Raw genomic sequence first — 22,775 nt, forward strand, 5'->3', positions numbered from 1 at the left:
TATTCGGCAAAATGTTTCGTTTTGATTATAGACCAAGTTGCCGCACACTCTAGCGCACTCACATTAAATCTCGATGACATCATGCCCATTCGTACCCACATCCTTGGCTTTCCCCGTATCGGCGCCGCGCGTGAACTGAAACTGGCACTGGAAAGCCACTGGCGTGGCGAAGTGTCCGAGGCCGCCCTGGAAGCGACGGGCCAGCAACTGCGCGCGCGCCACTGGGCGCAGCAACGCGATGCCGGGCTCGATTACGTCACCGTGGGCGACTTCGCCTTGTACGACCAGGTGGCCAACCATATCCAGCTGTTGGGCTGCGAACCGGCGCGTTTCAACTTTACGCCGGAGCAATCGCCGCTGGCGCGCTATTTCAGCATGGCGCGCGGTGCAGCAACGCAGGCGCAACACGCGCACTGCGGCCACGCGCACCATAGCAACGCCGCAGGCACGGCCGCGCTGGAAATGACCAAGTGGTTTGACACCAATTACCACTATCTGGTGCCCGAATTGTCGCCGCAGACCCAATTTTCGCTGGCTGGCGAGCGCCTGCTGGCGGAAGTGGCCGAGGCGCAAGCGCTCGGCCACCAGGTCAAGGCAGCCCTGATCGGCCCCCTCACCTTCCTCTGGCTGGGCAAGGAAAAGACGCCGGGCGAGTCGGGATTCCATCGTCTGGCCCTGCTGGAACAATTGCTGCCCGTGTACGGCGCCCTGCTCGACCGCCTGAAACAGCAAGGCGTGACGTGGGTGCAGCTCGATGAACCGATTTTGGGCCTGGACTTGCCCCACGCCTGGCGCAGCGCTGTTGAGAGCACCTACTGGCAACTGAACCAGGTGGGCGTGAATATCTTGCTGGCCACATATTTCTCACCGCTGGAAGAAAACCTCAGCCTGACCTGCCGCCTGCCCGTGGCCGGCCTGCACGTGGACGGCATCCGCGCGCCGCATGAATTGATCAGCGTGACGGACTGGCTGCCCGCGCATAAAGTCTTGTCGATCGGCATCGTCGACGGGCGCAACATCTGGCGCACCGACCTCGACGCCGCCCTGGCCGTGCTGCAGCCGCTGGCAGCCAAGCGCAATGGCCAGCTGTGGCTGGCGCCGTCGTGCTCGCTGCTGCACGTGCCGTTCAGCCTGGAAGCGGAAACGGCGCTCGACGGCGAGATCAAGAGCTGGCTGGCGTTTGCCACGGAAAAGCTGGCGGAACTGTCCCTGCTCAAGGGGGCACTGGAAGGCCAGTCCGACGCCGCCGCGCTGGCCGCATTGGCCAGTTCCCGCCTGGCCATCGCCGGGCGGCGCGCCAGCCCCCGCGTCCACCGGGCATCGGTGGCGCGGCGCCTGCAAGCGCTCACGCCCACCGTCGACCGCCGCGATTCCAGCTTCCCGCTGCGCCAGGCCGTGCAGCGCGCGCGTTTCCAGCTGCCCGACTTCCCGACGACGACCATCGGCTCCTTCCCGCAGACGGCGGCCATTCGCGCCGCCCGCGCCAGCCATCAACGGGGCGAACTGGCCAGCGCCGAGTATGAAAGCCAGATGCGCGCCGAAATCGCCCACGCCGTGGGGCGCCAGGAAGCGCTGGGCCTGGACGTGCTGGTGCATGGCGAAGCGGAACGCAACGACATGGTCGAATACTTTGGCGAGCAACTCGACGGGTTCGCCTTCACGCGCCTGGGCTGGGTGCAATCGTACGGCTCGCGCTGTGTGAAACCGCCCGTCATCTACGGCGACGTGCAGCGCCCGGCCGCCATGACCGTCGCATGGACGGTGCACGCGCAAAGCCTGACGCATAAACCCATGAAGGGCATGCTGACGGGTCCCGTCACGCTCTTGCAATGGTCGTTCGTGCGCGACGACCAGCCGCGCGCCAGCACGGCGCTGCAGTTGGCCCTGGCCATCCGCGACGAGGTGCAAGACCTGGAAACGGCCGGCATCGGCATCATCCAGATCGACGAGCCGGCCATCCGCGAAGGCTTGCCGCTGCGCCGCGGCCAGTCGGACGCCTACCTGGACTGGGCCACGCGCGCCTTCCGCATCGCCGCGTCCGTGGTCAGCGACGCGACGCAGATCCACACGCACATGTGCTATGCGCAGTTCAACGACATCCTGCCGCAGATCGCCGCCATGGATGCCGACGTCATCACCTTGGAGACGAGCCGCTCGGACATGGAGTTGCTGACGGGCTTGGGCCAGTTCCAGTATCAGAACGAAATCGGCCCCGGCGTGTACGACATCCATTCGCCGCGCATCCCCTCGACCGTCGACATGGTGCGCTTGCTGCAAAAAGCCAGCGCCGTCATTCCGCCAGCCAACTTGTGGGTGAACCCGGACTGCGGCCTGAAGACGCGCGGCTGGGCGGAAACGGAAACCGCGTTGCGTAATATGGTGGAGGCGGCGCGCCAGATGCGCGCGGCTTGATCCGGGACCGCGCCGTCAGGGCGCATTCTCAGCTGCTCTTGGGGCGGCGCAGCGGTTTTCCGGGGCGCCGCCCTTGTTTTTTGACAAGAAGTCACTGTTGCCCTGCGGAATAGCACACTCCAGGTCCCTGACGCTGATTTTTTTGCAGTAGAATGCAAGAAATTTACTGCTCCCATTGTTGCCGTACGGAACATCTGGCCTGCCGCAGTTTCACTTTGATAAATGTTTATGTCCAAAAGCCCGTCGCAGAAGCCTATCGAAATCAAGATTTCCACCGTCGTCGCCGTTTCCGCCATTGTCCATAGCGCCGATACGCAGGCACTCGATGCCGCCTTGCGCGACATGACGGGAGGCGTGGCGGACTTTTTCGAAGATGACCTGGCCGTGCTGGACGTGGCCGACTTGCCGCCTGGCGGCATGCCCGTCGATTGGGCGTCCCTGGTGGCCCTGCTGAAAAAATACCGTTTGAATGCCGTGGCCGTGCGCAATGCGCCGGCCGAGATGCAGGACGCCATCCTGGCGCAAGGCTTGAGCCTCGATAGCGGCAAGACGCGCGACGATGCGCCGCCCAAGGATACGCCCACGGCGGCCGCCCAGGCGGGCGCCGAAGCGCAAGTGATGGTGATCGACACGCCCGTGCGTGCGGGCCAGCGCATTTATGCGCGCGGCTGCGACCTGATCATCACCGCCGTGGTCAACAATGGCGCCGAAATCATCGCCGACGGCAGCATCCATGTGTATTCCTCGCTGTATGGCCGCGCGCTGGCCGGCGCCTCGGGCAATGCCCAGGCGCGCATTTTTGCGCTGGCCATGGAGCCGGAACTGGTGTCGATCGCCGGCGTCTACCGCACGTTCGAGGATGGTTTCCCGGCGGAAATGGCACGCGGACCCGCGCAAATTCGTTTGGCTGGAGACAGAATCGATATACACTCTGTCAATCCGGTCACTCCCGTGAACCGCTCTTAAGCTGCACAATTCAAGAGATATCTGAAAAGGATTATTTGTGGCAAGAATTATTGTTGTGACGTCCGGCAAGGGCGGTGTCGGCAAGACGACCTCTAGCGCCAGTTTTTCCACTGGCCTGGCCCTGCGCGGCCACAAGACAGCCGTGCTCGATTTTGACGTGGGTCTGCGTAACCTCGACCTGATCATGGGTTGCGAGCGCCGCGTCGTCTACGACCTGATCAATGTGATCAACAAGGAAGCCACGCTGAACCAGGCCCTGATCAAGGACAAGCACTGCGACAACCTGTTCATCCTGCCCGCCTCGCAGACGCGCGACAAGGATGCCTTGTCGGAAGAAGGCGTGGAACGCGTGTTGAACGACCTGATCAACATGGGTTTCGAGTTCATCATCTGCGATTCGCCGGCCGGCATCGAGCATGGCGCGCTGATGGCGCTGACGTTTGCCGACGAAGCCATCATCGTCACCAACCCGGAAGTGTCGTCGGTGCGCGATTCGGACCGCATCCTCGGTATCCTGCAAGCCAAGTCGCGCCGCGCGCAGACGGGCGGCGAACCGGTCAAGGAACATTTGCTGATCACCCGTTACTCGCCGAAACGCGTGGAATCGGATGAAATGCTGTCTTACCAGGACGTGCAGGAAATCCTGCGCATCCCGCTGGTGGGCATCATTCCGGAATCGGAACAAGTGCTGGCCGCCTCGAACCAGGGTAATCCGGCCATCCATTTCAAGGGCACGGACGTGGCGCAAGCCTATGAAGACGTGGTCTCGCGTTTCCTCGGCGAAGAGGTCGAGTTGCGCTTTACCAACTATGAAAAGCCTGGATTACTCCAGCGCATTTTTGGGGCGAAGTGATATGGCCTTGCTTTCTTTCCTGTTCCCTCCCAAGCCGAAGACGGCGACCGCCGCCAAGGAACGCCTGCAGATCATCATCGCCCGCGAACGCAGCGGCCGCGGTGGTCCGGACTTCCTGCCCGCCCTGCACAAGGAATTGATCGCCGTCATTTCCAAGTACACCAAGGTCAATGCCGACGACATCAAGATCTCGCTGGACCGCCAGGGCAACCTGGAGGTACTCGACGTCAATGTGGTGCTGCCGGACGCGTAGAGCTGGCCAAGCAGCGGGCAAAAACAGTACTATAATCAAAGGGTTGACATTCAGTCAGCCCTTTTCGCGTTGTCCCCGACGACATTCACCTATGCTGCACTGGAGTCAACATTGAAAATCGAACGGATCACTCTGCAGAATTTCCGTTGCTTTGAAAATGTGCAGCTCGCTTTCGATCCCCGGTTGACCGTCATCGTCGCACTCAACGGCCAGGGCAAATCGTCCCTGCTCGATGCGATCAAGATTGCCTTGTGGCCGTATCTTGCCGGTTTCGACCTGGGCAGCATGTCGCTCGACACCACCGGCATACAGATCGACGATGTGTTGCGCGAAAAACTGGCAGCGCATCAGATGGAATGGCGCCTGCCTTGCGTGATTGAATCGTTTGGCACTATTGAGCCGATGGTCCATAAGGCAGATAAAATGGATTTACGGTGGCACGAAAAACGCCGCCGTGACAGCGTCAAAAAAGCCAGTAAAACAAAAAACGTTGTTTTCTTGAATGAGACAGCATTGAATACCTATGCGCAAGCATTGGAACGTCGTGTGTTTGACAACGGGCAAGTCGAAGAAGACAATTTACCCATGCTGGGTTATTACGGCACGGGCCGGCTGTGGAGCCAGAAGAAACTGGCCGGCAAATCCGAGAAAGTGGACCAGGCATCGTTTTCGCGCACCTGGGCCTATCGCGATTGCCTGGCGCCTTCGTCGAGCTACAAGGACTTTGCCCAGTGGTACACGCGGGTATTCAAGGCGCTCAGGGATGCCCAGATCCGCAATCTCGAAAAGAGACTGGGGGCCGAGGCGGAGGTCGCCGACGATCTGCTTGCACCGGTACGCGCCGTCCAGCAGGCCATCGACGTGATTCTGGAACCGCATACAGGCTGGCATTGGCTGGAATATAGCGCCGAACACGACGATCTGGTACTGGAGCACCCTGATCAGGGCAAGCTCAAGGTAAGCCAACTCAGCGATGGCATACGCAATATGCTGGCGCTCGTCGGTGACATCGCCTACCGCTGCTACAAGCTCAATACCCACCATGGCGACAGAGCGGCCCTGCTGACGCATGGCATCGTCATGATCGACGAAATCGACATGCATTTGCACCCGGAGTGGCAGCAGACCGTGTTACCCGATTTACTAAAGGCATTCCCGAATCTCCAGTTCATCGTGACCACCCACAGTCCGCAAATGCTGAGCAGCGTCGACGCGCACTGCATACGCCGGCTCGATTGGGAACGGGACGAAGAAAGCGGGCGCCAGCGCATGGTGGTCAATACGATCGAGCAACAAACCATGGGCGTGGCCAGCTCGGACGTACTGGCCAATGTGATGGGTATCAATCCCGTTCCCGATGTCGAGCCGGCTCGCCAACTCAGTCACTACATGGCGTTAATTCAGCAGAACTTGCATGACGAGCCTGGTGGCAAGGCGCTCCGTGAAGAACTGAACGTGCATTTCGGTGCCGACCATCCAAAAATGCTGGAGTGCGATCGCCTGATACGCCTGCAAGCCTTCAAACGCAAACTACCGTTGCACGAGACTGGTGATGCATAAGCTGCAACGCGGTACGGCGCCGGCGTGCCTGTCCACCTACCACCATGGCCGAGACAATTGGAATGCCGTCACGTTCGAAGACAAGCAAGAGATATGGGAAAAACTGAATGAGATGCAGCACCAGCACTGCGCCTATTGCGAAGGTTATTTACGCACCGACAAGAGGCATATCGAACACTTTCGTCAAAAGCGGCAGGATTCGAAGGTAACCTTTCTCTGGACAAATCTTTTTGGTTCCTGCAATCGACCGGACAACTGTGGCAAATTCAAGGATGAGCTGCCTCCTTACGATGTTGCCGACCTGATCAAACCGGACGAGGAAGACCCGGAACACTTTTTCCTGTTCGTCAGCGACGGCAGTGTAGCGGTTCGGGAAGGATTGAATGCCTTGGATAAAAGGCGTGCAATGGAAACCATACGCATCTTTAATCTCAACGGCGCCTTGCGCGAAAGACGACGCACCGCCATCGCCGGTTATATCGACCAGGCAAGGGAAGTCCGGGAAATGGTAGCCTCAGGCGATTTCACCATAGCGGAAGGAAAAGCATTTTTAAAAGACGAACTCGTCGCAACAGCGAATCAACCGTTTGCGACGGCTATCAAACACATTTTGATCCCTACATAAAAGAATCAGCTTTAACTCGGCCTGACGGTGAGCAATTCCTGCGCCACCGCGGCGCAGGCATTCACGTGCTGGTTGCCGATCTGGCGGAACACGGCGTAGCCGATGGCCGCCGCCACCACCTGCCCGGCGAACGGCACGAAGCGCGCCACCTGCTTGGTGGCAATCTTGACGCCACTGCGCTTGAGCAGCTGGAGGATCAGTTCGCGCGACACCAGCTTCCCTACCAGCATGCCACCCATGCCCACCGCAGCGCGGTAGGCCATCATCTTGAACTGCGGGTTGAGGCGCTCGATCTGCTCGGGCGTCAGGCCGAACTCGTGGTTGATATCGTTGATCAACATGGAAAACAGGCCGACATCGGACATCAGGTCGATGCCGGGAATGGGAATGGCCGAGGCGCCCGCCGACATCACGGCACGCCGCTGCACCAGGCGCCGGCAGCGCTCGCGCACTTGCTCGATTTCGGCACGACTGGCCGGTATCAGGGTCCAATCGGTACTGCTCTTGTCTGTCATTGCCGTTTCTCCGCGGTGAGGGTAGATGAACAAGTGTAACGTAAAGAATACGGCCGCTGATTTCACTGGACACAGTTGCAATCTCTGTTATATTTCACTTGAGCATTCCTTAACATTACGATAAGCAGAGCGGACCGTCTGTTTGTTGCTACACACTCCAGCCCATTATGCGAATTGCCGTACTCGATAGCGACCATAGTCAGGCAGAACTGATCTGCCAGGTGCTCACCGCCGCCGGCCACGCTTGCCACGAGTTTCAGAGTGGCAAGGAAATGCTGGGGCAACTGCGCAAGGACAGTTGCGACATGCTCATCCTCGACTGGCATGTGAGCGATCTGGATGGCGCCGAAGTATTGCGCCGTGCCCGGGAAAAACTGGCGCCGAAGGCACCCGTGTTGTTTATGACCAACAGCTCGGGCGAAGACGATGTGGTGGCCGGCATGACGGCCGGCGCCGACGACTACATGATCAAGCCCTTGCGGCGCAGCGAACTGACGTTGCGCACCCAGGCGCTGCTGCGCGTGGCCTACCCGGCGCAGAATGGCGCCGAGTATTTGCAATTTGGTCATTACACGTTTGAAACCCGCCCCGGCCGCCTGCTGAAGGATGGCGAAGTGCTGGACGTGACGCACAAGGAATTCGCCCTGGCGCTGCTGTTTTTCCGCAATATGGGCCGTCCCCTGTCGCGCGCCTACATCCACGAAGCCGTGTGGCAGCGCGACACGGCCCTGCCCTCGCGCACCATGGATACCCACGTCTCGCGCGTGCGCAACAAGCTGCAGCTGAAACCGGAACACGGCTACCGCCTCGTGCCCGTCTACAGTTATGGTTATCGCCTGGAAAAACTGGGCGGGTGACGCCCACGCATCCGGGTGAAAACAGGCGAACTGCTCAAAGAGCGGGCACAAGGCGTTATAATGTCGGCATAAGAATTCCCAACAGCCCTGAAATGCAACTGCTCGCCGTCGGCCTCAACCATACCACCGCTCCAGTGTCGCTCCGCGAACAGCTGGCGTTTGCGCCTGAGCATCTGGGTTCGGCGGTGATGGCGGCGCGCACCTGGTTCCAGCGCATCGACCTGCGCGACAACGACGAAGCGGCCATTCTCTCGACGTGTAACCGCACCGAGCTGTATGCGGCCAGCCATGTGCCGAACCCGCTCGATGCGGGCGCGCATTTCCTGGCCGATTATCACCAGCTCAATTACAGCGAGCTGCGCCCCCACTTATATATGCTGCCGCAGCACGATGCCGTGCGCCACACCTTCCGCGTCGCCTCCGGGCTCGATTCGATGGTGCTGGGCGAAACGCAGATCCTGGGGCAGATCAAGGACGCCATCCGCACGGCCGACGAGGCGGGCGGCCTGGGCACGTATCTGCACCAGTTGTTCCAGCGCAGCTTTTCGGTCGCCAAGGAAGTGCGCAGCAGCACGGAAATCGGCGCCCACAGCGTGTCCATGGCGGCCGCCGCCGTGCGCCTGTCGCAGCGCATCTTCGACAAGATCGCCGAGCAGAACGTGCTGTTCATCGGCGCCGGCGAAATGATCGAATTGTGCGCCACGCACTTTGCCGCGCAAAACCCGAAAAGCATCACGATTGCCAACCGCACCATGGAACGGGGCGAGGAACTGGCGCACCGCTTCAACGGCAAGGCCATCCGCCTGGCGGACTTGCCAGAAATGCTGCACCAGTTCGACATCGTCATCTCGTGCACGGCGTCATCGTTACCGCTGCTGGGCCTGGGCCTGGTCGAGCGCGCCATCAAGGCGCGCCGCCACAAACCCATGTTCATGGTCGACCTGGCCGTGCCGCGCGACATCGAAGCGGAAGTGGGCCGCCTGAACGACGTCTTCCTGTACACGGTCGACGACCTGGGCAAGGTCGTGCAGACGGGACTGGAAAGCCGCCAGGCGGCCGTGGCGCAAGCCGAGGCCATCATCGAGACGCGCGTGCAATCGTTCATGAGCTGGGTCGATGACCGCGCCATGGTGCCCGTCATCCAGCATTTGCATGAAAACAGCGAAGCGCTGCGCCTGATGGAAGTCGAACGGGCGCGCAAGATGCTGGCCAAGGGCGCCGACATCGACGCCGTGCTGGAAGCGCTGTCGAAAGGCTTGACGGCCAAGTTCCTGCACGGCCCGCAGCAGGCGCTGCACCAGGCACAAGGCGACGAGCGCAAGCAGCTGGTCACCCTGCTGCCGAAACTGTTCCGCCCCCGCCGTTAGCGCAGCCCCGCTGGCCGCCCGCGCGCGGCCACCCCTGCCCGCCTGCCGGGCTTGCATCATTCCTACACTCTTTTACCGCGAATCGCTATGAAACCATCCATGCTGGGCAAACTCGATCAACTGGCGAACCGCCTGGTCGAACTCGACGAACTGCTGATGCACCCGGACGCCACGTCGAACATGGACAGTTACCGCAAGATGACGCGCGAGCACGCCGAACTGGGCCCGCTGGTGGCCCTGTACCATGCCTACCAGGAAGCGGGCAACGATATCGCCACGGCGCAAGAGATGCTGGGCGACCCGGACATGAAGGAATTCGCGCAGGAAGAGATCGAGGCGGCGAAAGCCACCATGGCGCGCCTGGAACGCGAATTGCAAACCATGCTGCTGCCGAAGGATGTCAATGACGAGCGCAATATCTTCCTGGAAATTCGTGCCGGCACGGGCGGCGATGAATCGGCCCTGTTCGCCGGCGATTTATTACGCATGTACTCGCGCTTTGCCGAACGCAACCGCTGGCAGGTGGAACTCGTGTCGTCGTCCGACTCCGACCTGGGCGGCTACCGCGAAGTGATCGTGCGCGTGGTCGGCAATGGCGCGTATTCGAAGCTGAAATTCGAGTCGGGCGGCCACCGCGTGCAGCGCGTGCCGGCCACGGAAACGCAGGGCCGCATCCATACGTCGGCCTGCACGGTGGCCGTGATGCCGGAAGCCGATGAAGTCGAAGACGTCAACATCAACCCGGCCGACCTGCGCATCGACACCTACCGCGCCTCGGGCGCGGGCGGACAGCACATCAACAAGACCGATTCGGCCGTGCGCATCACCCACTTGCCCACCGGTATCGTAGTGGAGTGCCAGGATGACCGCAGCCAGCACAAGAACAAGGCGCAAGCGATGAAAGTGCTGGCCGCGCGCATCAAGGACGTGCAATTGCGCGAGCAGCAGTCGAAGGAAGCGGCCACGCGCAAGAGCCTGATCGGCTCGGGCGATCGCAGCGAGCGCATCCGCACTTATAATTTCCCGCAGGGCCGGCTGACGGACCACCGCATCAATCTGACCTTGTATAAGCTGGACTTCATCATGGACGGCGATTTGACGGATTTGACGAATGCGCTGGCGGCGGAGCATCAGGCGGAACTGCTGGCTGCTTTAGGCGACTAAACGCTGGCGCCGTTGTGTCGGCTTACGCTGCGCTAAGCCGACCTACGCCGTCCTACGCCGACCTACGCCGTCCTACGCCGCAATTTGTAGGTCGGCTTAGCGCGCAGCGCGTAAGCCGACAGCTTTAAGTAGCGGCTAAGCAATAAAAATCCGGCCTTGTGCGAAAATGACCAGCTCGATTCCATCCACCTCACCGTGTCGCCCATGAAAAATTCACGCACCGTCCTCCTGTTGATCGCCGCCCTGTGTTTCCTGATGCTGGGCGTGGCCATGTATTTGCAGCATGCCATGAACATGGCGCCGTGCCCGCTGTGCGTGATCCAGCGCTACCTGTTCCTCGCCATCGGCATCGCCTGCCTGGCTGGCGCGGCCGCCAACCGACCGAAAATCGGCGCCGGCATCGGCGTATTGGCGGCCCTGGGCGGCCTGGGCGTGGGCGCCAAGCATTTGTACGTGCTGGCCCATCCCGGCTTCTCGTGCGGCATCGACCCGGTGGAAACGGCGCTGAACAAGGTCTTCACGGCCGAACTCATGCCGTTCATGTTTGAATCGTATGGCGCCTGCGAAAACGCCGGCGAGCCATTTTTCGGCCTGTCGATCCCACAATGGGCGTTCGCCTGGTTCGCCATTTTTACCGTAGGCCTGCTGTGGACACTGCTGCGCCGCAAGAAATAATAGACTATCCATGCCAGAAACACTGATCCCCGCCGGCAGCACTGTCGGCGCCCTGCAAATCCGTCCACTGCTCGATCCGCTCGACAACCGCATCCTGCTGGGCCACGCGCTGGGCCTGTCGCGCGTCAGCTTGATCACGCAATCGGAGCGTGTGCTCACTTCCGATGAAGCCGAACGTTTATCAGGCTTGCTGGCGCGCCGCCTGCAAGGCGAGCCGATCGCCTACATCGTCGGCCAACGCGAATTCTTCGGCCTGCCGTTCGCAGTCAACGACGCCGTGCTGATTCCCCGCCCCGACACGGAAGTGCTGGTGGAACTGGCGCTCGAGCGCCTGCCGCCTGGCGGACGGGTGCTCGACATGGGCACGGGCAGCGGCGCCATCGCCGTCGCGCTGGCGTACACGCGGCCCGACGCCGTCGTCACGGCCCTGGACGTCAGCAGCACGGCCCTGGCCGTGGCGCGCCGCAACGCCAGCGCCAACGGCGTCAACATCACCTTCATGGCCAGCGACTGGTTCGAAGTGCTGGGCACGGAAAAATTCGACCTGATCGTCTCGAATCCCCCCTACATCGCCAGCGGCGACCGCCACCTGGCCGAAGGCGATTTGCGCTTCGAGCCGGTCGGTGCGCTGACCGACCACGCGGACGGCCTGTCGGCCCTGCGCACCATCGTCTCCGGCGCCGCGCGTCACTTGGCGTCGGGCGCCTGGCTGCTGATGGAGCACGGCTATGACCAGGCGGCATCCGTGCGCGGCTTGCTGGCCGACGCCGGCTACAGCAAAGTACAAAGCTGGCGCGACCTGGCCGGCATCGAGCGCGTCAGCGGCGCCCGCCTGGGCTGACCGTTGCCACCTGCGCAAAGCTTGACCCAGTGGCGCGCCAGATCCCCCGCAGTTTGTTAAAATATCAAGCGAATTCCTGACCGAAGCGCCGCCCCTCTTGCCCGGGGCGGACGCTGGCGACGCGGCGTTTTTTGGGCCGGCGCCGACGCATTTGCCAAAATTCGGTTAATCTCAGCACAAATTATTTATATGCTGCACAAGAAAGGAAGCTCAAATTGCCCAACCTGTTGACTCGCCGCCTGGCATTGCTGACCGAAGATGCCAACCGCGCGCTGCTGGGCGGCTTGCGCGGCATCGAGCGTGAAACCCTGCGCGTCGACCATGCCGGCCAACTGGCTTCCACGCCCCACCCCGCCGCCCTGGGCTCGGCGCTGACGCACCCTGAAATCACCACCGACTACGCCGAAGCGCTGCTCGAATTCATCACACCGGCTGAAAGCGACATCGCCGTCACGCTCGACAAGCTCGATACCGTGCACCGCCACGCCTACAGCCGCCTCGGTGACGAGTTGCTGTGGAGCCAGTCGATGCCGTGCCAGCTGCCGCCTGAGGAGGATATCGAGATCGCCAACTACGGCAGCTCGAACATGGGCATGCTCAAGCACGTCTACCGGCGCGGCCTGGCCTTGCGCTACGGCAAGGCCATGCAATGCATCGCCGGCATCCACTACAACTATTCGCTCGACGAACAGCTGTGGCAAGTGCTCGCCAGCAACCCGGACACCAGCGCCAGCCCGCAACACGCGGCGGCCACGCCGCAAGACGTGCAGTCGGAAAGCTATTTGGCGACGATCCGCAATTTCCGCCGCTACAGCTGGCTGCTGATGTACCTGTTCGGCACCTCGCCGGCGCTGTCCAGCGGTTTCCTGCGCGGCCGCGCGCACAAGCTCGACACCTTGTCCGGCGACACCCTGTTCCTGCCCTACGCCACCAGCCTGCGCATGAGCGACCTCGGTTACCAGAACGATGCCCAGTCGGGTCTGCGCCCGCACGAAAACAGCCTGGAAGACTACGTCAGCGCCCTCACGCATGCCGTCAACGACCCGTATCCGCCGTATGCGGCGCTGGGCACAAAGAAGGATGGCGAGTGGATTCAATTGTCCACCAACGTGCTGCAGATCGAAAATGAATACTATTCGACCATCCGCCCGAAGCGCGTGATCCGCACGGGCGAGCGCCCGATCCAGGCCCTGTGCCTGCGCGGCGTGCAATACATCGAAGTGCGCTGCATGGATGTCGACCCGTTCGAACCGGTCGGCATCAGCCTGGAAACGGGCCGCTTCCTCGACGCGTTCTTGCTGTTCTGCGCGCTCGACGACAGTGCGCCGATTTCTGCCGAGCAAAGCGCCTGCTACACGCACAATTTTGCCCGCACCGTCAAGGAAGGCCGCACGCCGGGCCTGACCTTGCGCCGCGATGGCGCAGACATCACCCTGCAAGCGTGGGGCGAAGAATTGCTGGCGCGCATCGCCCCCGTGGCGGCCATGCTCGATGCGCGCATTGGCGGCACGGCGCATGCGGACAGCCTGGCGGCGCAGGCGGCCAAACTGGCCGACCCGGACGCGACGCCATCGGCCAAGGTATTGGCTGAACTGCGCGCCAATGGCGGCTCGTTTGCCGCCTTCGGCCTGCGCCAGAGCGAACGCCACGCCGCCTACTTCCGCGCGCAGCCGGCAAGCAAGGAACAAAGCGCGTATTTCGACGCGATGGCCGCCAGCTCGCTGGCCGAGCAGCGCGCCATGGAAGCGGCGCCCGCCGGCAGCTTCGACGATTTCGTCGCCGCCTACCGCGCCAGCACCCTTTGTTCACACACCTGACCTTGCGAAAAATGCCCCGATGCTGACCTTCTACAATGAATTGCACAGCCAGCACCGGGGCCGCTTCGAAATGTTTCGCGGCACCCTGGTGCCCTGCTTCGAGACGCCCGAACGGGCCGACATGGTGGTGGCCGAACTGGGACGGCGCAACCTGGGCCGCATCGTCACGCCGCACGGTGTACCGCTGACCTCACTGGAGCGCATCCACACGCCCCGTTACCTGCACTTCCTGCGCCACGCCTGGCACGACTGGCTGGCGCTCGACCCGGACAATGCCAACAAGGATGCCTTGCCCTCCGTGTGGCCCGTGCGCACCTTGCGCAGCGATATCGAACCGGACGACTTCACGGCCAAGCTGGGCCTGTATTCGATGGACAACGGCACGCCGCTGACGGCCGGTACGTGGACGGCGGCCAAGACGGGCGCCGACTGCGCCGTCAACGCGGCCCACGCGCTGCGCCTGGGCGAGCGCGCCACGTTCGCCCTGACGCGCCCGCCGGGCCACCATGCGGGCAGCGATTTCTTTGGCGGCTACTGTTTTCTGAACAACGCGGCCCTGGCCGCGCAGCACCTGCTCGACGACGGCGCCAGCAAGGTCGCCATCCTCGATATCGATTACCACCACGGCAACGGCACCCAAAGCATCTTTTATGCGCGCAACGACGTGCTGTTCGCCTCGATCCACGCCGACCCGCGCAGCGAATACCCGTTTTACCTGGGCCACGCCGATGAGACGGGCAGCGGCGCCGGGCTCGGCTACAACGTCAACCTGCCGCTGCCGGCCGGCAGCACCACGGCCAGCTGGTTCGCCGCGCTGGAAACGGCTTGCCTGCGCATCAAGATGTACGCGCCCGACGCGCTGGTGGTGTCGCTCGGGGTCGACACCTTCGTCGGCGACCCGCTGTCGCACTTCGCCCTGCAAAGCGGCGACTACCTGCGCGTGGGCGAACGCCTGGCCCATCTGAACCTGCCCACCGCCTTCATCCTCGAAGGCGGCTATGCGGTCAGGGAACTGGGCATCAATGTGGTGAACGTGCTCGAAGGTTTTGAGACGGCGGAGTAGGCCGGTGGTGATGTCGGCTTACGCCCTGGCGGGCTAAGCCGACCTACATATTCCGGAACAGCGCCATGAACGGCTGGCTCACGGCCAGGGTTTCCGGCCGCGTTTTCAGGCGCAAGACGCCGCGTCCCACCTCGTCGCGCGTGACCGACGCCACCATCTTCATGTTGACGATGGTGGAGCGGTGGATCTGCTTGAAAATGGCCGGATCGAGCACGTCGAGCAGTTCGCGTATCGGCTTGCGCAGCAGCGCCTCGCCGTCCGCCGTCATGACGGCCGTGTACTTGGTATCGGACTGAAAATAGGCGATGTCTTCCACCATGATCAGGCGCGTATCCTTGCCGCTGCTGGCCGTCAGCCACACCAGCGGCGGCGACTTGGCCGCCGCCGGCAAGGCGCTGCTCAATTGCTGCAGCAAGCCGGCCAGCGCGCCGTCGCCCGCCTGTCCCTTGCCGGCCCGCGCCTGCACGCGCTGCAAGGTCGCCCGCAGACGCTCGCGGGCGATGGGTTTCAATAAATAGTCGACGGCGCCCTTGTCGAAGGCATCGATCGCGTACTGGTCATAGGCGGTAACGAACACCACCTGGGTGCCGGGACTCGCTTCGAGCGCGCCAGCCGCCACTTCCAGCCCCGTCAGGCCCGGCATGCGGATGTCGAGGAAGGCGACGTCGGGGCGCAGGGTGGCGATGGCGTCGAGCGCCGTGCCGCCGTCGTCGCAGGCGGCGACGATGCGCAAGCCAGGCCACTCTTCGGCCAGCAGGGCCACCAGCGCATCGCGCAGCAGGGTTTCATCTTCGGCGATGACGCAGCTCATCTCAGGCGGATGCATACGACACTCCTTGCGCCGTGCTGTCCGGCACCGTGATGGTGGCCGTCACGCCATCGGGGAAGTTGGCGACGATGGCAAACGCGGCGGTATTGCCGTAGATCAAGCGCAGGCGCTCACGCACATTGCGCAGGCCGATGCCCGTGCCGGCACCGTCGTCGCTGAAGCCCTTGCCATCGTCGGCCACCGTGACGATCACCGTGCCGTCACCGCTGCGCGCCATGATCCAGATCGTGCCGCCGCCGCTTTTCGGCTCCAGGCCGTGCTTGATGGCGTTTTCCACCAGCGTTTGCAACATCATCGGCGGCAGCTCCGCCTGACGCAGGTATTGCGGCACCTCGATCTGCAGGTTCAGGCGTCCGCCCATGCGGATTTTCAAAATATCGAGGTAGGCGCGCGCGCGTTCCAGCTCCGTGCCCAGGGTCGACATGGCTTGCTCCGTGCGCGGCAGCGAGTGGCGCAGGTACAGGATCAGGTTGCCCAGCATCTCGTCGGCGCGCACGGGATCGCTGCGCGTGAGCAGCTGCGCGCTGGCCAGCGTGTTGTACAGGAAGTGCGGCTCGACCTGCGCGTGCAGCAGGCTCAGCTTGGCCACCGTGAGTTCCTTTTCCGTCACCGTCTGGCGCGCCTCGGCCTGCTCGCCGCGCCGACGCTGCGCCACGCGGCGCGTCATCGCCCGCGTCACCGCTTCCGCATTTTCCAGGTTGCTGCCATGGTCGACGAGGAACCAGTCGGTCCAGGCATTGCGCGCCGGCTCGCAGATCAGCGTCACGCTGCCCGCCTCGCCATTCGGCGTGACGGTGGCGAGGATCTGGTTCGGCCGCGGCTCCAGGAAACCCAGCACGCGCATGCGGGGCAAGCCCGTGTGCGTGTACGGCGCGGCGCGGCGCACTCTGGCCTGCACCTGCAGGCTGTCGCGCGCGCTTTCGACCACTTCGCTGCCCGGCAATTCGCGGATGGCCGCGTCGATCATGTCGAACACCTCGCCCGCCTCGAACGGGATCTCGATCTGACGCCGCTGGCGGCTCGACAGAGTGCTGGCATTGACGGCACCGGCGATCAGGCGCACGCGCCGCACATGCGAAAATGCATTCGTGATGACGGCGCTGGCCAGCAGCGCGCCGACGATGACAAAGAAGCCTTCCGTATGCCCGAAGATATAGCGCAGGAAATTCTCCACCAGGATTGCCGTGGCGATGATGTAGGTGAGCATCGTGGCCAAGGTGATGCGCAGGATAAAGAAGAGGCTAGTCATGATTTTTTCCTTGGGGTTTGAAGTGGGCCCAGCATAACCATCGCCCCCGGCGACGGTGGCCATTATGCGATGGAAGGGCAATACTGGCGACAAAGGCATCAAAATAAAGCACAAATCTCATCGCCTGAAAATAAAATCGCTTGCAATTAAATAGTGCACGATATATATTGAGCACATGGACGCCGGCAATCGCTTCTGCAGACGGGCATCCTGGGGCAGTAGCCCATGAAACAAGTAGCACACTATTTAGTCGTTAACTATTTAATTTACTCAAGGAAACCATCATGTCGATCAAACAAGTCCTGTACCGCGCACAAGCCACCGCCACCGGAGGCCGCGAAGGCCGTGCCGTGTCGTCCGACAATGTGCTGGACGTCAAGCTGACCACGCCGAAAGAACTGGGCGGCAATGGCGCCGTGGGCACCAATCCGGAACAACTGTTCGCCGCCGGCTACTCGGCCTGCTTCATCGGCGCCATGAAATTCGTCGGTGGCCGCGACAAGATCGCCTTGCCGGCAGACCTGTCCATCGAAGGCAACGTCGGCATCGGCGCCATCGACACGGGCTTCGGCATCGAAGTGGAACTGAAAATTTCGCTGCCGGGCATGGAGCGCGCCGCCGCCGAAGCGCTGGTCGCCGCCGCCCACATCGTGTGCCCTTACTCGAACGCCACGCGCGGCAACATCGACGTCACCCTGACGATCGTCTGAGCGCACCTGGCATCAGTTGCTGCGCGTCACCATCAAAACCGCACTGCCATGTAGGCAGCGCGGTTTTTTTTTCACGTGTCCCTTTAGAATGACGCTCTTTTCCTGATTTTTCGGAGTACGCATGATCGCCTGGCAATGGAACACGTTCGACGAACTCGGCCCCCACGCTTTGTACCAGGTGCTGGCCTTGCGCCAGCGCGTGTTCGTCATCGAACAGCAGTGTATTTACCCGGACCTCGATGGCCATGACCAGCCAGCCATGCACTTGCTGGGCTGGCAAACGGTCGATGGCCAGCGCCGGCTGGCCGCGTATCTGCGCGTGCTGGCGCCGGGCGCCAAATACGTGGAAATGTCGCTGGGCCGCGTGCTGACGGCGCCCGAAGCGCGCAGCACGGGCGCCGGCAAGCAGCTGCTGCTTGAGGGCATCGCGCGCGCCGAACGCCAGCACCCTGGCCACGCCATTCGCATCGGTGCGCAGCAGTATCTGGAGCGCTTCTACCAGTCGTTCGGCTTTGTCACCGTCAGCGCGCCGTACGACGAAGACGGCATACAACACATCGACATGCTGCGCGCGGAGAAACCGGCATGACGACGGCCCTCATTTCCTGGAGCGGCGGCAAGGATTCCTGCCTGGCCCTGTGGCGCGCGCGCAACGCCGGCATGCGCGTGCCGCTGCTGATCACGGCCATGGATGAAGATGGCCGCAAATCGCGCTCGCACGGCGTGCCGCCCGAGCTGCTCGAAGCGCAGGCAGCCAGCCTGGGGGCGCGCCTGCAGCGCTATCACGCCAGCTGGGCCAGCTACGAGGAACAATTCATCGCCATGCTGCGCGCGGCGAAAGACGAGGGCATAGCGCACGCCCTGTTTGGCGACATCGACCTGCAGCCGCACCGCGACTGGGAAGAAAAAGTCTGCGCCGCGGCCGGCCTGACCGCGCATCTGCCCCTGTGGGGCGAAGCGCGGCGCGCGCTGGTCGACGAATTTCTCGCCGCCGGCTTCAAGGCCATCGTCGTCTGCATCAATGGCCGGCACCTGCCACGCGAGTTTTGCGGGCGCGAGTTCGATGCTTCCTTCCTCGCCGACCTGCCGCCCGGCGTCGACGCCTGCGGCGAAAACGGCGAATTCCACACCTTCGTCTACGACGGCCCCGCCTTCAGCGCCCCTGTGGCGCTGCGCCGCACGCAGGTGCTGCAATATGACGCGCCGGCCACGCTGGGCGGCGCCACGTATTACTTCCAGGAACTGGCGCCAGCCTGACGCAGACAGGACCCGCAAAGCAAAAAGGGCGATTCCGTGGAATCGCCCCTGGTATCAGCTGCCTTGCGTGTGCTTACTTTTTCGTCACACCGATCAGCTTGACTTCAAACAGCAAGCCGGCGTAGCCGGGAATCGCCGGTGGCTTGCCCGCCTTGCCATAACCGAGGTCATACGGAATGGCCAGGGTGCGCGTGCCGCCCGCCTGCATGCCGACCAGGCCGCGGTCCCAGCCCAGGATGACCTGGCCGAAACCCAGCACGAATGGGAAACCTGCGCCTGGCAGGCTCGCATCGAACTGCGTGCCCTTGTTGCCCGGCTTGCTAGCGTCGTACAGCCAGCCCGTGTAGGTCACGGTCAGGGTATCGCCCGCCGCCGCCGCCGTGCCGGTGCCGAGCACCACATCGGTAATGGTCAGTTCTTTCACCTGCGTATTCGGGTCGAGCACGACCGGCTTTTCCGTGTTTGCGGCGGCGCCGCAGGCGGCAAGGGCCACGGCACAGGCAATCGTGGCGATCATTTTAAATACCGATTTCATGGTTTCCCTTTAAATATTGAGTGTGGCTCGATCCGTACGGTGCGGACCGGTGCGAGCAGCAGTTTAACAGGTGTCGCCAGCCTCATTTGTAAGCAGACGTAAGCACGGCGGAAGATTGTGCGCCAATACAACATTGACAAAACATCCATTCCACCGCGCCGTAGGGCCTAGATTTCCACTTGCGTGCCCAGTTCGATCACCCGGTTGCTCGGGATCTGATAGTAGTCGGCCGCCGTGCGCGCATTGCGCGACATGGTGACGAACAGGTGCTCGCGCCATGGCATCATGCCGGCCCCCGGCGTCGAGATGATGGTCTGGCGCGCGATGAAGAACGACGTTTCCATCATCTCGAAATCCATTCCCTGCTCGGCGCATTGCGCCAGCGCCGCAGGAATGTCCGGTTCATCCTTGAAGCCGTAATGCACATTGACCTGGTAGCACTGGTGGCCCAGCTCCACCACGCGCACGCGCTCGGATGGCAACACCCACGGCTCTTCATGCATGAAGACGGTGAGGAAAATGACGCGTTCATGCAGCACCTTGTTGTGCAGCAAGTTATGCAGCAGCGCATGCGGCACGCCATCCGTTTCGCCGCGCAGGAAGATGGCCGTGCCGGGCACGCGCAGCGGCGGCGCGATGAACAGCGAAGAGAGGAATTCGTTGAGCGGGATCGCGTGCTTTTCCAGGTTCTGGAACACCAGCTGGCGGCCCCGTTTCCAGGTCAGCATGATGATGAACAGGACGGCGCCCAGCAACAGCGGGAACCAGCCGCCGTGGAACAGTTTCAGGGAACTGGCCGCGAACAGATTCACATCGATGATCAGGAAGAAACCGGTGGCGGCCCAGCACAGCAGCAAATTCATCTTCCAGCGGTAGCGGATGACGAAGAAGGTCAGGATCGTGGTGGCCAGCATGGTGGCGGTGACAGCGATGCCGTAGGCGGCGGCCAGCTTTTCCGACGAACCAAAACCGACGACGGCCAGCAGCACGACGGCCAGCTGCAGCCAGTTCACGGCCGGGATGTAAATCTGGCCGATTTCGCTTTCCGACGTGTGGCGCACGCGCATGCGCGGCAGGAAGCCCAGCGCGATGGCTTGCTTGGTCATCGAGAAGGTGCCGGAAATGGTCGCCTGCGAAGCGATCACGGTGGCCATGGTCGACAAAATCACCAGCGGATACACGCTCCAGGCGCCCAGCTGCTGGTAGAACGGATTGGAAATGGCTTCCGGGTGCGCCAGCAGCAGCCCGCCCTGGCCCAGGTAGTTCAGCGCCAGCGCGGGAAAGGCGATCAGGAACCAGGCCATGCGGATCGGCTTCTTGCCGAAGTGGCCCATGTCCGCGTACAGCGCCTCGGCGCCCGTCAGCGCCAGCACCACGGCGCCCAGCGACAGGAAGGCGATGCGGCCATTGTCGAGCAGGAAAGCCACCGCGTGCAAGGGATTGACGGCGGCCAGGATACCTGGCGACTTGATGATGTTGAGCACGCCCATAACGGCGAGCGCGACAAACCATATCAGCATGATGGGAGCGAAGAAGCGGCCGATGCCGGCCGTACCATGCGACTGCACCGAATACAGCGCCACCAGCACGGCGATCGTCAGCCACACCACATACGGGCTGAAGGCAGGCGTGGCCACTTCCAGGCCTTCGATCGCCGACAGCACGGAAATGGCCGGCGTGATCACGCTGTCGCCATAGAACAGGGTGGCGCCAAACACGCCGATCACCATCAGCGGCACATGCCAGCGCGACGACTTGCTGACGGACGAGAGCACCAGCGCCATCAGGGCCATGATGCCGCCCTCGCCGCGGTTATCGGCACGCAGCACCAGGGTCACGTATTTCAGCGAAACGATCAGGGTCAGGCCCCAGAAGATCAGCGAAACGATACCCAGCAGGTTGTTATGCGTCACTGCCAGCCCGTGGGCCGGGTCAAAGACCGTTTTGAGGGTGTACAGCGGACTGGTGCCGATATCGCCATAGACGATACCGACGGCAGCCAGTGTCAAGCCGACCAGGCCGCTTTTTTTGTGTTCCGACGTCAAGATTGCACCCGTTTTTGTTTTGTTGCATCGCACAATATGATAGGTATTAGCAAATAGCAAGAGTATTTTTGCATGGTTCCGCAGCTGCCCCAAAGTCGTGGTTTTGTACCGCTCCGCCTTGCTGCGCGGGCTTGCGGCCATTGATTTGTTGCCATTCTACGCCTCGCCAGCGGCGCCGGGCAGCCCCCGATGTTTTCAGCCATAATGACAGACTGTCTACTCTCCAGCGAAGCCCATCATGAATCCAGGCATGTTGTACGCCTCCCTCGCCTTCCTGTGCTGGGGCCTGTTCCCCCTGTATTTCCATGCCATCGGCGAGATCGCACCACAGGAAATCCTGGCGCACCGCATGGTCTGGTCTCTGTTGTTTCTAGGCATCGTGCTGACCGTGCGCCGCCAGTGGAGCTGGCTGGGCAGCCTGAAAACGCAGCCCAGGGTCGTGGCCGGCTTCGTCGCCAGTGCGTTTTTGCTGTCCGCCAACTGGTTCATCTATATCTGGGCCGTCAACAACGGCCACGTGGTCGACGCCAGCCTCGGCTACTTCATTACGCCCCTGATCAATGTCATGCTGGGCTTTATGCTGCTGCACGAGCGCTTGCGCCGCCTGCAGTGGCTGGCCATCGGCCTGGCCGCCTGCGGCGTGGCCTGGCTCACCTGGCAGGCGGGGCAAGTGCCGTGGATCGCCCTGCTGCTGGCGGCCACCTTCGGCGGCTATGGCTTGCTGCGCAAGACGGCCGCGCTCGGTGCACTGGAAGGCCTGTCATTCGAAACCTTGATTTTATTTCCCCTGGCGCTGGCCTATATGCTGTGGCTGGCCTGGCACGGCCAGAGCGGCTTCGTCAATACAGATTCCACCGCCACGCGCGCGCTGCTGCTGGCGTCCGGCCCCATCACGGCCATCCCCCTGCTGCTGTTTGCCGCCGGCGCGCGCCGCCTGCCGCTGGCCGTGCTGGGGCTATTGCAATACATCGCCCCCACGGGCCAGCTGCTGATCGGCGTGTGGGTCTTCCACGAATCGTTCACGCCCGAACGCATGCTGGGCTTCCTCGTCATCTGGACGGCGCTGGGCCTGTACGCGGCCGAAGGGCTGTGGACGGCCCGCAAGGCGCGCGCCAGCAGCTAGTCTTGCCCTGGCGTCCGTTTCCGCAGCGCGCAGCGCTGGCCGGAAGCGGGCGTTTACCG

22 protein-coding genes are annotated in these 22,775 nt (G+C 62.5%); 17 read left to right on the forward strand and 5 right to left on the reverse strand.

What is annotated here, in order from left to right; all coding sequences use genetic code 11:
• Positions 1-81 precede the first annotated feature (81 nt).
• The 6 genes from metE (at position 82) to ptuB (ending at position 6,669) form a co-directional block, all read left to right on the forward strand.
• Positions 82-2,412 carry a 5-methyltetrahydropteroyltriglutamate--homocysteine S-methyltransferase gene (metE, locus tag KY494_RS17160; RefSeq protein WP_219887631.1) on the forward strand — a complete coding sequence of 777 codons (2,331 nt, stop codon included), beginning with the start codon at positions 82-84 and terminating at the stop codon, positions 2,410-2,412.
• A gap of 228 nt (positions 2,413-2,640) precedes the next feature.
• Positions 2,641-3,378 (forward strand): septum site-determining protein MinC, encoded by a 738-nt coding sequence (gene minC, locus KY494_RS17165; RefSeq protein ID WP_099761089.1) that lies wholly within the window; start codon positions 2,641-2,643, stop codon positions 3,376-3,378.
• A 37-nt stretch (positions 3,379-3,415) separates the two neighbouring features.
• Complete coding sequence (minD, locus tag KY494_RS17170) at positions 3,416-4,231, forward strand: septum site-determining protein MinD (protein ID WP_071079934.1); 816 nt, start codon at positions 3,416-3,418, stop codon at positions 4,229-4,231.
• Position 4,232: 1 nt separating this feature from the next.
• Positions 4,233-4,484 carry a cell division topological specificity factor MinE gene (gene minE, locus KY494_RS17175; protein ID WP_071079935.1) on the forward strand — a complete coding sequence of 84 codons (252 nt, stop codon included), beginning with the start codon at positions 4,233-4,235 and terminating at the stop codon, positions 4,482-4,484.
• Positions 4,485-4,595: 111 nt separating this feature from the next.
• A complete protein-coding gene (locus KY494_RS17180; protein ID WP_219887632.1) occupies positions 4,596-6,044 on the forward strand; it encodes an AAA family ATPase in 1,449 nt (482 codons plus the stop codon).
• Positions 6,037-6,669, forward strand: coding sequence for a retron Ec78 anti-phage system effector HNH endonuclease PtuB (gene ptuB, locus KY494_RS17185; RefSeq protein WP_219887633.1), 633 nt, complete (start codon positions 6,037-6,039; stop codon positions 6,667-6,669). Before KY494_RS17180 ends, ptuB begins: the two co-directional genes overlap by 8 nt.
• Before the next feature lie 11 nt (positions 6,670-6,680).
• Here ptuB and KY494_RS17190 read toward each other — a convergent pair whose 3' ends face one another.
• Positions 6,681-7,184 (reverse strand): hypothetical protein, encoded by a 504-nt coding sequence (locus KY494_RS17190; protein ID WP_219887634.1) that lies wholly within the window; start codon positions 7,182-7,184, stop codon positions 6,681-6,683.
• Positions 7,185-7,351: 167 nt separating this feature from the next.
• Here KY494_RS17190 and KY494_RS17195 point away from each other — a divergent pair, with 167 nt between their 5' ends.
• The 7 genes from KY494_RS17195 (at position 7,352) to KY494_RS17225 (ending at position 14,968) form a co-directional block, all read left to right on the forward strand.
• The gene (locus tag KY494_RS17195) at positions 7,352-8,041 is read left to right on the forward strand and encodes a response regulator transcription factor (RefSeq protein ID WP_071079937.1); all 690 of its coding nucleotides are present in this window, start codon (positions 7,352-7,354) and stop codon (positions 8,039-8,041) included.
• A gap of 92 nt (positions 8,042-8,133) precedes the next feature.
• The gene (gene hemA / locus KY494_RS17200) at positions 8,134-9,408 is read left to right on the forward strand and encodes a glutamyl-tRNA reductase (RefSeq protein ID WP_219134051.1); all 1,275 of its coding nucleotides are present in this window, start codon (positions 8,134-8,136) and stop codon (positions 9,406-9,408) included.
• An 87-nt stretch (positions 9,409-9,495) separates the two neighbouring features.
• Entirely contained in the window at positions 9,496-10,572 is a 1,077-nt protein-coding gene (prfA, locus tag KY494_RS17205; protein WP_219887635.1) for a peptide chain release factor 1, read from the forward strand.
• A 204-nt stretch (positions 10,573-10,776) separates the two neighbouring features.
• Entirely contained in the window at positions 10,777-11,247 is a 471-nt protein-coding gene (locus tag KY494_RS17210; RefSeq protein WP_219887636.1) for a disulfide bond formation protein B, read from the forward strand.
• A gap of 10 nt (positions 11,248-11,257) precedes the next feature.
• The gene (gene prmC, locus KY494_RS17215; protein ID WP_219887637.1) at positions 11,258-12,088 is read left to right on the forward strand and encodes a peptide chain release factor N(5)-glutamine methyltransferase; all 831 of its coding nucleotides are present in this window, start codon (positions 11,258-11,260) and stop codon (positions 12,086-12,088) included.
• A 215-nt stretch (positions 12,089-12,303) separates the two neighbouring features.
• Positions 12,304-13,905 (forward strand): glutamate--cysteine ligase, encoded by a 1,602-nt coding sequence (gene gshA / locus KY494_RS17220; protein WP_219887638.1) that lies wholly within the window; start codon positions 12,304-12,306, stop codon positions 13,903-13,905.
• Between the two features lie 19 nt (positions 13,906-13,924).
• On the forward strand, positions 13,925-14,968 hold the full coding sequence (locus KY494_RS17225) for a histone deacetylase family protein (protein WP_219887639.1): 1,044 nt from the start codon (positions 13,925-13,927) through the stop codon (positions 14,966-14,968).
• Between the two features lie 43 nt (positions 14,969-15,011).
• Here KY494_RS17225 and KY494_RS17230 read toward each other — a convergent pair whose 3' ends face one another.
• The gene (locus tag KY494_RS17230) at positions 15,012-15,794 is read right to left on the reverse strand and encodes a LytTR family DNA-binding domain-containing protein (RefSeq protein ID WP_219887640.1); all 783 of its coding nucleotides are present in this window, start codon (positions 15,792-15,794) and stop codon (positions 15,012-15,014) included.
• Positions 15,781-17,046 (reverse strand): histidine kinase, encoded by a 1,266-nt coding sequence (locus KY494_RS17235; RefSeq protein ID WP_219134056.1) that lies wholly within the window; start codon positions 17,044-17,046, stop codon positions 15,781-15,783. Before KY494_RS17235 ends, KY494_RS17230 begins: the two co-directional genes overlap by 14 nt.
• 284 nt (positions 17,047-17,330) lie before the next feature.
• Here KY494_RS17235 and KY494_RS17240 point away from each other — a divergent pair, with 284 nt between their 5' ends.
• The 3 genes from KY494_RS17240 (at position 17,331) to KY494_RS17250 (ending at position 19,013) form a co-directional block, all read left to right on the forward strand.
• On the forward strand, positions 17,331-17,756 hold the full coding sequence (locus KY494_RS17240) for an organic hydroperoxide resistance protein (protein ID WP_035823589.1): 426 nt from the start codon (positions 17,331-17,333) through the stop codon (positions 17,754-17,756).
• A 121-nt stretch (positions 17,757-17,877) separates the two neighbouring features.
• A complete protein-coding gene (locus tag KY494_RS17245; protein WP_219887641.1) occupies positions 17,878-18,345 on the forward strand; it encodes a GNAT family N-acetyltransferase in 468 nt (155 codons plus the stop codon).
• Complete coding sequence (locus KY494_RS17250) at positions 18,342-19,013, forward strand: diphthine--ammonia ligase (protein ID WP_219887642.1); 672 nt, start codon at positions 18,342-18,344, stop codon at positions 19,011-19,013. The genes KY494_RS17245 and KY494_RS17250 overlap by 4 nt, the downstream gene beginning before the upstream one ends.
• A 73-nt stretch (positions 19,014-19,086) precedes the next feature.
• On the opposite strand, the gene KY494_RS17255 is transcribed toward KY494_RS17250, so the two are convergent.
• On the reverse strand, positions 19,087-19,548 hold the full coding sequence (locus KY494_RS17255) for an FKBP-type peptidyl-prolyl cis-trans isomerase (RefSeq protein WP_257572059.1): 462 nt from the start codon (positions 19,546-19,548) through the stop codon (positions 19,087-19,089).
• A gap of 167 nt (positions 19,549-19,715) precedes the next feature.
• The gene (locus KY494_RS17260; protein WP_219134059.1) at positions 19,716-21,593 is read right to left on the reverse strand and encodes a potassium transporter Kup; all 1,878 of its coding nucleotides are present in this window, start codon (positions 21,591-21,593) and stop codon (positions 19,716-19,718) included.
• Positions 21,594-21,831: 238 nt separating this feature from the next.
• Here KY494_RS17260 and rarD point away from each other — a divergent pair, with 238 nt between their 5' ends.
• Positions 21,832-22,716 carry an EamA family transporter RarD gene (rarD, locus tag KY494_RS17265; RefSeq protein ID WP_219887643.1) on the forward strand — a complete coding sequence of 295 codons (885 nt, stop codon included), beginning with the start codon at positions 21,832-21,834 and terminating at the stop codon, positions 22,714-22,716.
• The last annotated feature ends 59 nt before the right edge of the window (positions 22,717-22,775 follow it).

Origin of the sequence: Janthinobacterium sp. PAMC25594 (assembly GCF_019443505.1) — a bacterium.
Lineage (GTDB): Bacteria > Pseudomonadota > Gammaproteobacteria > Burkholderiales > Burkholderiaceae_D > Janthinobacterium.